This is a genomic window from Bradyrhizobium sp. Kon69 (assembly GCF_055807515.1).
The window spans coordinates 1-13951 of the sequence record NZ_JBVVOS010000059.1 but is presented as its reverse complement, the minus strand read 5'-3'; the positions used below and the strand labels follow the sequence as shown (position 1 = coordinate 13951).

Genomic DNA, 13951 nt, shown 5'->3' with positions numbered 1-13951 from the left:
CGAGCGCTCGTGCGGGAAGGCATGCTGAAAGAACTCTTGCCCGGTGAAGAACTGGAAATACGGGTCGTGAACCCAGCACTCGCAAACGCCCTCATCGGACAGCCCGTAAGTGTGCTTGAGCAACAGCAGCCCGACCATGAACCGGGTCTCGATCCCGGGCCGGCCATTCTCGCTGTAGAGCGGCGCGACCTCGCCGTCGATCCAGTCCCAATCGATCTTGCCGGCGAGCAGAACCAGCTCGTGCTTCATGTTGATGATCTGGTCCAGCCGCGCCCGGAACAGATCGTTCGATCCCGTCGTCCTGTGCTTCTTCGGTCGCATCGGCCCCTCCAATGCACCACAGAATCATGGTCCGCAGCGAAAGGGAATCCACAAACGAAAATTGCAAGGTTTGGGGGCCTCAAGCCCCCAATCCCTGCAATCTCAAATGCCGCCCCAACCGGAAAACTGACTCCTGCTCAATCGCTTAGAGCCTTGTTCACGGACGACTACTGAGCTGGTCCCGTTTGTCTGAACAGAATCTCCGCGTCGATAAGTGGAGCCTCTGCCGGGGTTAGGCGGCCGCGCGGAGCGGCGGAAGGTTGAAGTAGGCTTGATCCGGGGTCATGTCGTCAAGACTCGAATGCGGACGTCGTCCGTTGTAAAAATCGAGATACCGGCCAATCGAATGTCGTGCCTCGCCGACGGTTTCGTAGGCTCGCAGATAGACCTCCTCGTATTTGACGCTGCGCCAGAGCCGTTCGACCAACACGTTGTCCCGCCATGCGCCCTTGCCGTCCATGCTGATCGCGATGCCGTTGTCGGCGAGCACGTCGGTAAAGGCCTGGCCGGTGAACTGCGAGCCCTGATCGGTGTTGAAGATGTCCGGTTTGCCGTGACGAGCCAAGGCATCTTCCAGCGTCTCGACGCAGAAGGCTGCTTCCATCGTGATCGACAGCCGCCAGGACAAGACCCGACGGGTCGCCCAATCCAGCACCACAGCGAGGTAAACGAACCCGCGCTCCATGGGGATATAGGTGATGTCCATGGCCCAGACCTGGTTAGGCCTCGTGATCTCCATGCCACGCAGCAGGTATGGATAGATCTTGTGGCCGGGCTCCGGCTTGGTGGTGCGCGGACGGCGATAGAGCGCCTCTATCCCCATCCGCTTCATCAGCGTCTTGACATGCCGGCGGCCGATTTTGCACCCTTCGGCAGCCAGCAGGCCGCGCAACATACGCGAACCGGCGAAGGGATACTCCAGATGCAGCCGGTCGAGACGCCGCATGATCGCGAGATCGGCGTCCGGCACCGGCCGCGGCAGGTAATAAACGCTGCCGCGGCTGATCTGCAAAACTTCCGCCTGCCTGGTGATCGACAGATCGTGCTCACGGTCGATCATCGCTTTGCGCTCAGCAACCCCGCCTTGGTGAGCGCTCCTTCTAAAAAATCGTTCTCCAGCGTCAGCTCTCCGATCTTGGCGTGCAGCGACTTCACGTCGATCGCAGGCACGGCCGGCGCAGCGCTGCCAAGTCCAAAAACTCCGGAAGCTCCGCCCTCCAGCTGAGCCTTCCACGCCGTGATCTGATTGGGATGGACGTCAAACTGCTCGGCCAGTTGAGCGATCGTCCGGTCGCCCTTGACGGCGGCAAGCGCCACCTTCGCCTTGAAGCCCGGTGTGTGGTTCCGGCGCGGTCGTCTGCTCATCGTCTCTCCTGATTCGCAGGCATCAGCGTGCCCGCTGTCAGGCAGAAACTCCACTTATCGACCTGTTCAAATCTGCGGAGCCGGCTCTTACTTCTTTATGCAAATTGTAGGAACAAGCCAGTGTCGAGGACCCGGCTAGGCTTGGTTATTTCCTTCTTGCGATGGCCTCGGCGCTTGTCAAGAAGCCCTTGTAAAGTTTCTTGAAGCGATTGCATGGGTGGCCTAGCGCCAACTCTCCGACCGCCACATCCAGTTTGCCTTACAATCCCACCGAGGGCCATTCCATTCGCGCGCGTAAGGTTGGTCCACGATGATGTTCTGCGTCGAAGTGGAAAATCTTGCCTGAAATATGCATCATCCCGTCCGACATTGGCGAGTTTCTCCGACGGAAAAAGTAAATGGTCTTGATCGTGATGGACGGGCCGGCCTGCGCCTAAGAAAAGCGAGCTTGTACAGAATGGCTGAAGACACATGATCCCCTTGGTGAGAAGCTGTCCCGCCGCGCCCGGGTGGTCCCTAAGTCCCGGCCGTCGGTAGCAGCGAACCCACGCTCACGTGGAGCCAACCGGACGCCCGAGCGAACCGAATTACCCGCGCCTTGAGCCTCTGCGCAGTGACGGGAATGTGCGAAGGACCCGACTGCGTGACGATCGTATCGGTCGGATGAAGTCGTCCGTTGGGCGGCAATGTAGCCGATGTCGAATGTTCCAAATGAACGCTGGAGCAGCTCACGAGATCTTCATAGGGAAAAATGCCAGATAGCAATGAGATCAATCTTAGCGAAGCTCGTGAAGATCGAGGAAGAGCTTGGCCGGGAGGGCGCGCTGCGGTGGCAAGGTTCGACCGCGGCGATCGCATCAATGCGCTTTCTAACGATGCAACTCGCGAGCTGACGAGAGCTGCTGAAATTTTTGATGACGCCACAGAAACCTCATTCACAATTCTGACCGGCGCGGCCGACGATATCAAAGGGGTGTGGGAGGTGCGAAGGGCACCGATTTCGCGAGCCATATGGATGTCGATCGACTGGTCCTGACATCATCTGAGGACTACAAAGAGCGGGCTGCGGCCTTCGTGAGAGAGAAAGCCTCTTTTCACCGGACGGCAACCGAGGACGCAGGAGCGCTCTGCAGAAGGACGAGGCGCTATTACAGTAACGATCGGATCCCGCCCCGCTTGGTCAAGGCGCCACAGTATGCCAGTAAGGTTCAACACCCTTCCGTTCTCATCGCCAACGGGACCGTTGTGAAGATGAATATCCTCTAACGACATTGGAATTAGCTCAGAGGCAAGGTGACCAAAGATGACTCTCAAGAACGCACCCGATCCCGAGATTCGCGAGCAGATCGTCAAGCAGGACCTCAAGACAGTCTTGCACCCGATCGTTCAGCACCGCGTGCTCGAGCAGAACCAGATCGTGGTCACGGGGGCCCAGGGCTCCACCATCATGGACCATGACGGCACAGCCTATCTGGACGCCATGGCTGGCCTTTGGTGTGTCAATATCGGCTACGGCCGCTCCGAGCTCGCCCAAGTCGCCGCCGAGCAGATGGAACAGATTGCCTATTATCCGCACACGGCCATGAACCTGCCCGCCGCCGAGCTCGGCGAGCAGATCAACAATCTGATGGGCGGCGGCTATCACAGCTATTTCGTCAATTCGGGCTCAGAGGCCAACGAGGCCGCCTTCAAGATCGCGCGGCAGTACGCGAAACAGGAGTTTCCGAAGGATTTCCGCTTCAAAACCATTAGCCGCTACTACGCCTATCACGGCACGACGCTCGGCACGCTGGCCGCCGGTGGCATGGGCGATCGCAAGACCAACTTCGAGCCGTTCGCGGGCGAGTTCGTGCATGTGCCGGCGCCGACCTGCTATCGCTGCCCGCTTGGTCTCGAATCTCCCTCGTGCGGGATCGCCTGCGCCAAGGCGATTGAGTCCGCTATTCAGGGCGAAGGACCCGGAACCGTCGCTGAGGTGCTCGTCGAGCCGATTATGTCCGGTGTCGGCGTCGCCGTGCCTCCGGATGAATACCTGCCGATGGTCGAGGAAATCTGCCGCAAGTACGATGTCTTGCTGCACGTCGATGAGGTGATCAACGGATTTGGCCGTACTGGAAAGATTTTCGGCCACCAGCATTACGGCGTTAGCCCGGATATCATGGCCGTCGCGAAGGGCATCGTCTCGGCTTACCTGCCGATCGGTGCGACCGTGGTGAAAAACAAGGTGTTCGAAAGCTTTCTCGGCGAAGAGGCCGAGGCGCGCCAGGTCATACAGGTGAACACCTATGGCGGCCATCCAGTGGCAGCAGCCGTAGCGGTTCGCAACATCGAGATCATGCTCGAGGAGAAGCTGCCGCAGCGTGCAGCCGAGATCGGCTCTTATCTCATGGACGGACTGAAGGACCGATTAATGCGGCATGGCATCTGCGGCGAAGTTCGTGGCAAAGGTCTCCTGATCGGCATCGAGCTGGTCACCGATAGGCAGAGCAAAGTTCAGCTGGACGGCAAGCTCGTCGCCGGGGTGCTGGCGTTCTGCAAGAAGAACGGCGTGATCGTCGGCCGCTCTGGCGGAGGCGCGCGGCATTCTAACACGATCGTCTTGTCGCCGCCGCTCATCATCACCCGCTCGGAATGCGACACGCTGATCGAGGTTCTCGACAGGGCGCTGGAAAATGCCATGCAGAAGTTGGCCGGGAAGGAATGAAAGATCGCCCGCCCCGCGGAGCACGCGGAGCGGGTCAGTTCATGAGGAGGGGACGCAGATGAAAACGATCGACCTTCCAGTCACAATCAGGTCGGCGAGTGCATTGTGTTCTACCCCGGCTCGTGCGGAGTTTGCGGAAATCCTTGCAACCTCACGTACTCAGATCTGGAGGAAGTGTCTAAGATGGGAGCTCCCTGTTTCGTGATTCGGCCAAGCCCATCCTTCCGGCGGTGGAATTCTGCTTCGGCGGCAGGCAAAGCCAAGCCGCAAAGTCTTGTCCGGAGCGGAGCACGGTCTGGTCCGGTACAGTCGGCCAGAGCCGCGGCCGGATGAATGCCAAAGATGCGTGATAGCAACTTCGCGATCGAATTCATTCTCTGGAATTGATCGCCGCTCACGTCAGTTGGCATCGATCTGCTGGTCCAGGTCCTTCAATTGGCTTCACAAGAACACCGATAGCATACGTGCACCAACAAGTAGCATCGTCATTCGGGAACTTCACCAGTTCATCCACCCGTTGCCGATCTCGTCGGACAAGTGACTTCGAACTCCACAGCCTAAGCTCGAATGGCCAAGACGTCATGGTTCGCTGGTGAACCAGCAGGCTCTTGCGTATGAATCATCAACAAGCCTTAGTTCTCGATGCTCTTGACGAAGCAATACGTTCTGCTGGTCCTGCATGTTGTCACGTCCAGCTGCTTTCGTGTCGTAACACGTGCCTCGTCAGAATTGACGAGAGGAAGGCCTCGATTTTGATCAGGAGGCGCAGAATATCTGCTTCACAAGGTTCAATATTGATCGAATTCAAAACCCGCGATCCGATACAGCTAGAACTGTAATCGTGTTGTGCGGTTACGCCAAATCGGAAGCTAACACCATTTCTGAGGTCATGGTTCCATGGATTGAGGTGAAGAATAGTCCGCCTGTGTCGGTGCCCCCAAAAGGAGATCGTCGGTCGGCGATCTAGATGATGTGGAGCCGCGGCGGTGCAAATCCGATGAACTAAGAAGCCCGGAAGGACCCAGGGAAATCTACCGGAGTGATGAAACGCGGTCCAGTTTAAAAAGATCAATTTCGACATCTGAAAGGCGAACTCCATGTCTAAGAGTGCTGCGACCAGGTCTGAAAGGCTGCCACGCACAGTCGGGTTGCTGGGGGGCGGCGTCATCGGCGGCGGGTGGGCCGCACGGTTCATGCTCAACGGAGTAGACGTGCGTCTGTACGATCCCGAGCCGGGTGCGGTCGAGCGTGTGCAAGAGCGCCTTGAGAGAGCGCGCCGCGCATTTCAACAATTGACGCAGGTGTCGTTGCCAGGTGAAGGGGCGCTGACTCTCGTAGATTCCGTTGCCGATGCCGTGCGCGGGGTCGAGCTCGTTCAGGAGAATGTCCCGGAGCGTCTGGAGCTCAAACAGCAGGTGCTCTCGGACGCCTGCCGGGCGGCGCCCCCAGACATCCCCATTTGCTCTTCGACCTCACAAATCCGGCCCACTTTGCTCCAGGCGAAGATGCCTCGCCCGGAACGATTGCTGGTTGCGCACCCGTTTCAGCCAGTTTATCTGTTGCCCTTGGTCGAACTTTGCGGTGGCGCGCGAACTACCGCCGAGGCGATTACGCGAGCGGCCGAGATTTATCGCGCAGTAGGAATGCATCCACTGGTCGTACGCAAAGAGATTGCCAGCTTCATTGCGAACAGGTTGCAGGACGTTATTTGGCGTGAGGCGCAGTGGCTCGTGCAGGATGACATCGCTACTGTTCAGGAGATTGACGATGCCATCCGGTATTCGTTCGCGCTTCGCCTGCCCATGTTGGGCCAAATCCTAACGTACTATGTGGGCAGCGGTGAGACCAACATGCGTGCGTTCATGCAGAAGTGGGCCGGATGGCGCACAGACAGCAAAGAAAAGCGGCCCTCCAGGGAGAGCGAGGCGCCAGAGTATACTGACGCGTTTCTGAACAAGATGTCGCAGCAGCAACTTGCGCGAGAATCGGATGAGGGGATGACTATAGCTGAGTACCACGAGAAACTCGATGAGGGCATTATCAGGGTATTGCATGGCTTGCGCTCCGTGGATTATGGCGCTGGCGAGACACTCGCGAGGTGGGAGCAGTCACTGCGCAAGCGCGTTTAGCGGAGGAGCAGCCTTGGAGTAATTGGAAAGGATACGTCGAGCATCGAAACGCTTTTGACAAGGCGAGACCGAATGTCACCTGTCGGTCCCGGCTGTTGCCCTCACAATGGGCTGCATCAGCTCGGAGCCTTCGATCCGCTGAGCGTTTCGGAGGCCGGGCTCACATAAAGTCGATCAGCTGGTCAAGTCTATGGATCACACGGAACGGCTCCATGAGCCCGAACGTACGCATCATCCTCATAATCCGAAATGAGAGCCGAAGGTGGCGCTGCGCGCCACCGCGAGAAACTTTCGCGGCTTCTTCGCGCCGGAGAAACTGGGCGACATCGGCCTCTGGACCTGAATGAAGCATTCCCGAGCCAAGTACTGTATTATTGTGCCGCGATAAGCTAGGAAAGCCGAATGAGAGGCTGAACATCTCGGCCAACTCCATCTCCGTCGGGCGTCCCTATGGTATGACGGGAGCCCGCACACCGCGCATCTGATGTACCAGGTTGTCGTCAGCATTTGCGTCGGCGGCGGGATGGCCGTAGCCGGCCCGTTTGAGATCTTCTGACGTACTGAGATTGACGGCGTGCTTCTTCGAAGGAATCGTGCGGAGTGTCCGCGCCGATAACCTCACCAGGGCGACTCGCCTGGAAAGGAATATCGTTTGCTTTCCGGAATTGCGGCGATCACCACCTCGATGGTTCTAAGCAGGCGCCTAGCATAGTCGTTGTGCCGCCAACTAATTCATCTCACTGGGGGCAATGCCGTACCGCTGCAGCTCGACGTGACGGATGCTGATCAGCTGAGAAAGGTTGTGGGGGATGGAGAGCGGCAGCTCGGTCCGGTGACAATCCTGGTGACGCAATGCGGGCATCCCGGACGCGCAACACGCTACAAAGATGTCGATAGACCTGATCGACCGCGTGCTGGATACGAATGCACAGCGCCGTTTGTACTGTCATGCGAGTCGCACGCCGACTGATTAAGGCAAAACTTCCTGGACCCATCGTCAACCTCGCATCGTCGGCGGCTTGCTCCTACGCAGGAAATGGCCCCGCGCTCTATTCAGTCAGCAAGTCCGCAGTGGTACGCATGACCGAGGCGCTTGCGGTCGAATGGGCGAAGTTCAATATCAATGTGAACGCGATCGCACCGGGATCGTTTTCATCCGAGATGATGAGCGGCATGCTACAGCGCACGGGCGACATCATGAAGGGATTTCCGCGTCCGCGCATCGGTGATCCGGCGCAGCTGCACCTTATTATTCCTGGTTTCGCCGTCATCGGATTTTGTGACCGGCATCTGCGTGCGGGTCGACGATGTTCAGACGGGCAGGTAACTAGGCCTTGAGCGGCGTCATGCCGACGTAGCGTCCAACACAAGCGACTCCAGGCTTAGTAGCCACTTCTGCTTCCGCTACGACAAGCTCACGCGCCGCCGGATAGTTGAGAGGAATTGCGATACTAAGAGTTGCGCGAGTATCACTTAAGTGAGTAGCTTTTCCGAGGCGGCCGACTGGGACGCCAGCGTCACCGTTTGCGACAGCCGACCTGGTCCGCGTAGTACATGAGGATGCGCCCTCATTATCTGTTGCCCCTAATACCCCGCAAGCTGCGCTAAGCGGTTCGAATGGTAGTCGACATCGCCAAACAATTCGGCGAGCACTCGCTGTCGCTTCATGTAGAAGCCGATGTCATACTCGTCAGTCATCCCAATTCCGCCATGCATCTGAATCCCTTCTTTGACCGCGAGCGCGCTGGCCATACCGGTCATGGCCTTGGCTACCATGACTGCCTGTTCGGCACCCGTATCATCACAGTCGAGCAGCTGCTGGGCCTTGAGGATGGAAGCACGAGCCACCTCCATCTCAGTGTGAACATGGGCGGCGCGATGCTGTAGTGCTTGGAACGAGCCAATCAGGCGACCGAACTGCTTGCGCTGCTTGAGGTAATCTAGTGTCATGGCGAACGCGCCAGAGCCGACGCCCATCATCTCAGCAGAGGTGCCGGCGCGCAACGCGCTGAGCGTCTGCTTCAGGCCGCCGAACCCATTATCGAGCTCGCCTATGACTGCGTCTGCGAACGCTTCCACGCCATCGAACCTCAGGCGCGCGACGAGGCTGGAGTCGGTCAGCCGCTCCGTCTCGATCCTGAGATCCGCGGTGTTCCTCTCGATCAGGAAAAGCGTCAGGCCCAGCTCCTCGCCGTCGGAGCCCGCAGTCCGGGCCGGGACGATCAAAAAGTCGGCAGCGTGACCGCAGGTCACGAAACGCTTCTCACCCATCAGGCGGAATCCTTTGCCAATCCGTTCGGCCTGCAGCCCGATTCGATCGGGCCGATGGCGCACGCCCTCGTCGATAGCAAGCGCGCCAACCGCCTCTCCGGTCAATATCCGCGGAAGCCAAGCTTGGCGCTGGGCCGCCGAGCCGCCTCTCAGTGTCATGACCGCACCTACCGCAGTCGCGAGGAACGGCGATGGCGTCAGATTGCGGCCAATCTCCCCGAGTACGATGCCTGCCTCGACGTGGCCCAACCCTAGGCCGCCGTCGGCCTCCTCTATAAGGACGCCATTCAGGCCGAGCTCAGCGAACCGCTTCCAAAGCTCGCGCGAGAAGCCCGTTCTGTCGTCGGCGTCCCGCAGCGCGCGCATGTGGCGGACCGGGGCTTCCTTGGCAAGGAAATGCCGCACTGTGTCGGCCAGCATCGTTTGATCTTCGGTATGGAAGAGGGGCATCGTGTCAGGCTCCCGGTAGCTCGAGGATGCGCTTGGCGATGATGTTGAGCTGCACCTCGGACGTGCCACCTTCGATGGAATTGGCCTTGGACCGAAGCCAAGCACGCGCGTTAGCCCCGCCACGAGATCGTTCGCTTTCCCACTCCAGCGCATCCGACCCGCAGGCCGCCATGACCAGCTCCTGACGCTGCTTGTTCAGCTCTGTCCCGAAATATTTGATCACAGAGGGCAGCGCAGGATGCGCTTGCCCGTGCTTTAGCTCGTCGATGGAACACTCAGACATGGCTTCGAACGCCTGGGCACGGATATCAAACAGCGCAATGCGAGCTCGTAAAACTGGATCGTCCAGGCGACCGTCCGGTTCGACACCAATGGTGCGCTTGGCCAACTCGCCGAGCGAAAGTCGCCCACCCTCCGTGCCAATGCTAGACAGGTTCTCGCGTTCGTGGCCCAGCAAGTATTTAGCGATTTCCCACCCTTTATTTAACTCACCGACTAAGTTCTCCTTCGGTACCTTTACATTTCCGAAAAATGTCTCGCAGAAAGGCGAGGAGCCAGAGATGAGCTTGATCGGCTTTGTGGAGACCCCCCGAGACTCCATATTGATCAGAAGAAAGGAGATTCCGTTGTGCTTGGTGGAGGTGTCCGTGCGGACCAGGCAGAAGATCCAATCGGCTTTGTCGGCGTCGCTCGTCCAGATTTTCTGGCCGTTCACAAGGAAGTGGTCGCCCTTGTCCTCCGCCCGGGTGGCCAGCGAGGCGAGGTCGGAGCCCGCTCCCGGCTCGGAATAGCCTTGGCACCAAAATATTTCGCCACGGACCAATTTCGGCAAATGCTCCCGCTTCTGCTCCTCCGTACCGTACTTGAGCAGCGCCGGGCCCAGCGTGTAGAGGCCGAACGAACTCAGCGGAGTCCGGCAACCGAGGCGGCCCATCTCCTCTTGAAGAATCTTGGCTTCCGCAGGGGAAAGCCCGCCGCCTCCGTATTGCTGGGGCCAGTCAGGTGCCGTCCAGCCTTTCTCGACCATGCGGTCCAACCAGACCTTTTGGGCCGGCTGCTTGTAGACGGCGCGACGGCCACCTACGACGAAGTCATCGCCGGAGCTAATCGGCTGTCGCATCTCCGGCGGGCAGTTCGTCTCAAGCCAAGCAAACGTCTTCTGGCGGAACATCTCAAGATCGTTCACGTTGTGAAGCCCTTTCTATTTTCTTTCGCTTGGCTCTCGCGGGCTTGCGATATTTGCACTTGCCGACAATCTGATGCGCATGTCGCTTCAGCTCATCGGGAACCCATAGGAATGCTGATCTACTACGCGAAGATACGCTGCTGGCATCCAGCGGCGAACTATAGGCACGTGTCATTGCGATAATCATGCAAGCGCGCTGGCTAGTCACTTCTGATGGGCAAGGCCGCTCTCGCTTTACATCGGATAACCTGCAGTCTTTTCACATTCAAAGTCTCGCTGCACTTCGTCAGGCCGGTCGTCTTGTAGCTCAAGGCACGCTAACTTGGTCTAGTGAATAATATCGCCAACTTCTGGCGCGTGCGTGCAGTGTTCCGGCAGAAAAGATCGTTTTGGTGCACCTCGCCGTCCGGCAGCTGATACCAAGAGCATATGTACGCTCAACCCTCGGACTCTCCGACTTCACCGCTATTGCGGAGGAGCCCGCCGAGACGACACGCATTGGGAGCAGGTCCTGCGCGAGAATAGCGGGTCCTGATAGAAAAGATTGAGACCTACCTCATGTGCCGACGAAATGCTGAACGTTGCTGGGTGCGACTTCTGCTGTTCTCCTGAAGCCGATTGGACGGGTCACTTGAGGCAGCGCGGAGCAGCCTGAGCGATGGCGTGCCGACAAAGCTATACTAGTCTGGAGTGCCCCTGGTCCGACGAAACCTGACGAAAAGATCTGATCTCGGCACCCTGCTTCAAAGCCGCTCTCCGCTCGAGATGCAAAGGCGAGCAAGACTGCATCAATCTCGCTAAAGACGCTTACAAGCCGCGCCGCTACACAGAATTAAGAGGCCGATCCACGCGATGAGTATATAGCTTCCGTATTCATTGAGCGCGTCGACGTCGTAACATCGGCGGCTCGGGCTCTGACGCGTCGCCGCTTTCTAAACGTTATCTAAAATCAAAAATCTCTTCCTCAATGCGACGTTGCGCCCCAGGGCTCCTTAATTACTAGCGCACTTAAGCCGCTTTCCGATCATGCCATGAGGTCGGTCGCTGGCCGCGTTCATCGATCGCCCGAGACAGATCCTTGCACCGTTATGAAACTCGATCACGTGCCACGACCCGAGTGAGAACCCTTAAGGCGGCGGACTCTCTTCTCGATCTCAGCGCATAGCCCTGGAAGCAATGGAACATCGTCGATGAGACGACTTCCGCACCGCGCTTAGCCAAATTACGATGGCCAATGCCATGTTTGCAGCAGCGGCGTAAAGAGCAGGAGGAAATCGACGGAAGCGCCACGGCGCTTGCAGAGAGCGCCGATTGATGGTGGCGTTAGCTAGTCTGTGCAGGATTTCCGCAAGCGAATGCGGATCATTGATCAAATTCAGCGGCGGCAGCCTGATAATCCTGTCTCAACGAACGGTTTGCGGTCCGGAAAGTCGCAGTGTTACAGGCTGATAGGGAAGGATCACGTCACCTTGGTCAACCGAAGACGCTTTATTGCAGGTTTATCCTTGGAATCTCGGCTGCGCGTCCAAGAGGCCCCAATTCAAGAAAGAACCTAAGGGTCTGCCAATCGGCGGCGGCGCTGTAACGGGTAGCTCCACGACGGGACAGGGGTATGCAATGCCAGGCAGGCGGCCAGCAACACAGCGCGTCGCGCTGCCCATCCTTCGTTTTCGAACCCAAGCTCGTGCTGATGGACGGGCTGCTCGGCGCGTTGGATAGGCCTATTACGTAAGTAAATGCATCTCGAGATAACCCAATTGATGTCTACTTGCAGCCACAGAGCGCCTTCGGCTCCCCCTTCATCGGCGAGAACAACCGGCTGCATGGGAGAGGAGTTTCAAAGAACGCAACATGCATGGTTGGATGTTCATGAGGCTGGCAGCGCGCACGCGGCAGCGCTTAATGTAGATGCCATCGGGCGATAAAAGCCGGTTCATTCGGGATTGCACAAAAACACTGAGGAGAAAATGAAAATGATGAGATATGTATTGAACATCGGTCGGGTCTTGACAGTCGTTGGATTGGCTGCAGGTGCCCTTGGGCTCTCCCGATCTGCACTTGCGGAGACGATAACGGTGGTTGGTTGGGGAGGGCCATCTGAGAAGGTCTTCCGTCAGGTCATGTTTCAACCATTTAGCCAGGCGACAGGTGTCAAGGTTGTCTCCGAGACGTACAGCGGCGAATACGCGAAGATCCGCGCAATGGTCGATTCCAAAAGTGTGAGTTGGGACGTGGTCGATGTCGGCGGAGACGCAGCCCTTCAAATGTGCGCCGAGGGTAGCATCGAAGTGATTGACTGGAAAAAGTTGGGCCTAGACCGCGTAAAAATCTTTAATGGCGACAAGTATGACTGCGGGGTGGCCTCGGGAATTGCTCCTACCGTCGTAGCTTATGACAAGGATCGGTTGCCGAATGGTCCCAAGACAGTTGCCGATCTGTTTGACGTCAAGAAATTTCCCGGCAAGAGAGGGCTATGGAAGAACGCAAGAGGTAATTTGGAGTGGGCATTGATCGCGGACGGTGTTCCCCTTAAGGATGTCTATACAGTGCTAGGCACGCCGTCCGGCGTTGATCGCGCGTTCAGAAAGCTCGATGCCATTAAGAACGACGTCATTTGGTGGACCGCTGGTGCCCAGCCGATGCAGCTTCTTGCTGACAATCAGGTCGTGATGACGGCGGCATGGAGTACCAGGGTTTTCGACGCGGTAAAGAATTCAGGCAAGAACTTCGAGGCCGTTTGGGATGGCGCGACGATTGGGGGGGGCTACTGGGTAATTCCCAAAGGCAGTCCGCGGCTTGATGATGCGTACAAATTTATTGGTTTTGCTGTTTCTCCACGCGTTCAGGCCAGCGTTGCACTGCAATTGGCTTACCCACCAGGCAATCGGGACGCGTACGCGATGATCGATACGAAGGTTCTGCCCAATCTTCCCAATGATAATCGTATGAGGAATGCACTACCTCTCGATTTCGGTTTTTGGGCTGATCATTCCGATTTGCACCAGCGCTTCAGCGCTTGGCTCGCAAAATAGCGCTCAGGCGGAAGTACCTATTGTCCTTGGTGGCGCGCGATCAGATCAGTCCGGCTATCAGGGCAGCCGCGACGATGCTGATCGTGTCCTTCGTCTTCGTGTCGAAGAGTATTGAACTGCTGCACCGTCGCTCGAGATAGACGTGCGGAATTCTCAGTTTCTGACAATAGAGCGCCGGGTCCCAAAGGGCCAGCTTCAAGGCCTGCAGTGGCCAAGCAAACGAGTAACCAAAAATGGCAGAAATCGAGTGGCCGCTTGATTGTGATCTAGCAAGCCTCTACCCGCGTGGGTCCCGGCGACGTGTTTTGCCACGATCGCCATGATGTGTTTGCTGAAGGGCTGAGCAGGTTCTCCTGGACCCATTGGCAGCTATGTAGGGTCTTCAATTTGTCTCGAATAGGTGAGTCACTATGAACAAGGTCTATCCCGACGCCAAGTCGGCTCTCGAGGGCGTTCTGAAAGACGGCATGATGATCATGTCGGGCGGCTTCGG

General features: G+C 57.8%; 10 protein-coding genes and 1 pseudogene. 6 read left to right on the top strand and 5 right to left on the bottom strand.

Features of this window, described 5'->3' with window-relative positions; genetic code table 11:
• Together AC0L3U_RS37735 and AC0L3U_RS37730 are read right to left on the bottom strand one after the other, a co-directional pair.
• Window positions 1-321, bottom strand: a 321-nt coding sequence (locus AC0L3U_RS37735) for a transposase (protein ID WP_473364902.1), incomplete at its 3' end; no start/stop codon positions are given.
• A gap of 232 nt (window positions 322-553) precedes the next feature.
• A protein-coding gene (locus tag AC0L3U_RS37730) for an IS3 family transposase (RefSeq protein ID WP_259219434.1) occupies window positions 554-1686 on the bottom strand; the annotation gives its coding sequence in 2 pieces (ribosomal slippage) (window positions 554-1431 and window positions 1431-1686; 1134 coding nt in all).
• A 751-nt stretch (window positions 1687-2437) separates the two neighbouring features.
• On the opposite strand from AC0L3U_RS37730, the gene AC0L3U_RS37725 reads away from it, so the two are divergent.
• From AC0L3U_RS37725 to AC0L3U_RS37715, 3 genes are all read left to right on the top strand, one after another.
• Window positions 2438-2722, top strand: coding sequence for a hypothetical protein (locus AC0L3U_RS37725; protein WP_473364901.1), 285 nt, complete (start codon window positions 2438-2440; stop codon window positions 2720-2722).
• Between the two features lie 267 nt (window positions 2723-2989).
• The gene (locus tag AC0L3U_RS37720) at window positions 2990-4390 is read left to right on the top strand and encodes an aminotransferase (protein WP_259219436.1); all 1401 of its coding nucleotides are present in this window, start codon (window positions 2990-2992) and stop codon (window positions 4388-4390) included.
• A 1097-nt stretch (window positions 4391-5487) separates the two neighbouring features.
• Window positions 5488-6519: a 3-hydroxyacyl-CoA dehydrogenase NAD-binding domain-containing protein gene (locus tag AC0L3U_RS37715; protein WP_259219437.1), complete on the top strand. Its 1032-nt coding sequence runs from the start codon at window positions 5488-5490 to the stop codon at window positions 6517-6519.
• Between the two features lie 160 nt (window positions 6520-6679).
• Here the strand turns inward: AC0L3U_RS37715 and AC0L3U_RS37710 are convergent, their stop codons facing one another.
• Complete coding sequence (locus AC0L3U_RS37710) at window positions 6680-6946, bottom strand: hypothetical protein (protein ID WP_259219454.1); 267 nt, start codon at window positions 6944-6946, stop codon at window positions 6680-6682.
• Window positions 6947-7443: 497 nt separating this feature from the next.
• On the opposite strand from AC0L3U_RS37710, the gene AC0L3U_RS37705 reads away from it, so the two are divergent.
• A complete protein-coding gene (locus tag AC0L3U_RS37705; protein ID WP_259219439.1) occupies window positions 7444-7857 on the top strand; it encodes an SDR family oxidoreductase in 414 nt (137 codons plus the stop codon).
• A gap of 246 nt (window positions 7858-8103) precedes the next feature.
• Here the strand turns inward: AC0L3U_RS37705 and AC0L3U_RS37700 are convergent, their stop codons facing one another.
• A complete protein-coding gene (locus AC0L3U_RS37700; protein ID WP_259219440.1) occupies window positions 8104-9240 on the bottom strand; it encodes an acyl-CoA dehydrogenase family protein in 1137 nt (378 codons plus the stop codon).
• Between the two features lie 4 nt (window positions 9241-9244).
• On the bottom strand, window positions 9245-10426 hold the full coding sequence (locus AC0L3U_RS37695) for an acyl-CoA dehydrogenase family protein (RefSeq protein ID WP_259219442.1): 1182 nt from the start codon (window positions 10424-10426) through the stop codon (window positions 9245-9247).
• A gap of 1973 nt (window positions 10427-12399) precedes the next feature.
• On the opposite strand from AC0L3U_RS37695, the gene AC0L3U_RS37690 reads away from it, so the two are divergent.
• Together AC0L3U_RS37690 and AC0L3U_RS37685 are read left to right on the top strand one after the other, a co-directional pair.
• A complete protein-coding gene (locus tag AC0L3U_RS37690) occupies window positions 12400-13458 on the top strand; it encodes an ABC transporter substrate-binding protein (protein WP_259219443.1) in 1059 nt (352 codons plus the stop codon).
• Window positions 13459-13868: 410 nt separating this feature from the next.
• Window positions 13869-13951, top strand: a pseudogene (locus tag AC0L3U_RS37685) (succinyl-CoA--3-ketoacid-CoA transferase); the annotation flags it as partial.

Coding starts and splice junctions, on each gene's coding strand:
- AC0L3U_RS37705 (WP_259219439.1), top strand. CDS start 7,444: ATGCACAGCGCCGTTTGTACTGTCATGCGAGTCGCACGCCGACTGATT.
- AC0L3U_RS37700 (WP_259219440.1), bottom strand. CDS start 9,240: ATGCCCCTCTTCCATACCGAAGATCAAACGATGCTGGCCGACACAGTG.
- AC0L3U_RS37725 (WP_473364901.1), top strand. CDS start 2,438: ATGCCAGATAGCAATGAGATCAATCTTAGCGAAGCTCGTGAAGATCGA.
- AC0L3U_RS37715 (WP_259219437.1), top strand. CDS start 5,488: ATGTCTAAGAGTGCTGCGACCAGGTCTGAAAGGCTGCCACGCACAGTC.
- AC0L3U_RS37720 (WP_259219436.1), top strand. CDS start 2,990: ATGACTCTCAAGAACGCACCCGATCCCGAGATTCGCGAGCAGATCGTC.
- AC0L3U_RS37690 (WP_259219443.1), top strand. CDS start 12,400: ATGATGAGATATGTATTGAACATCGGTCGGGTCTTGACAGTCGTTGGA.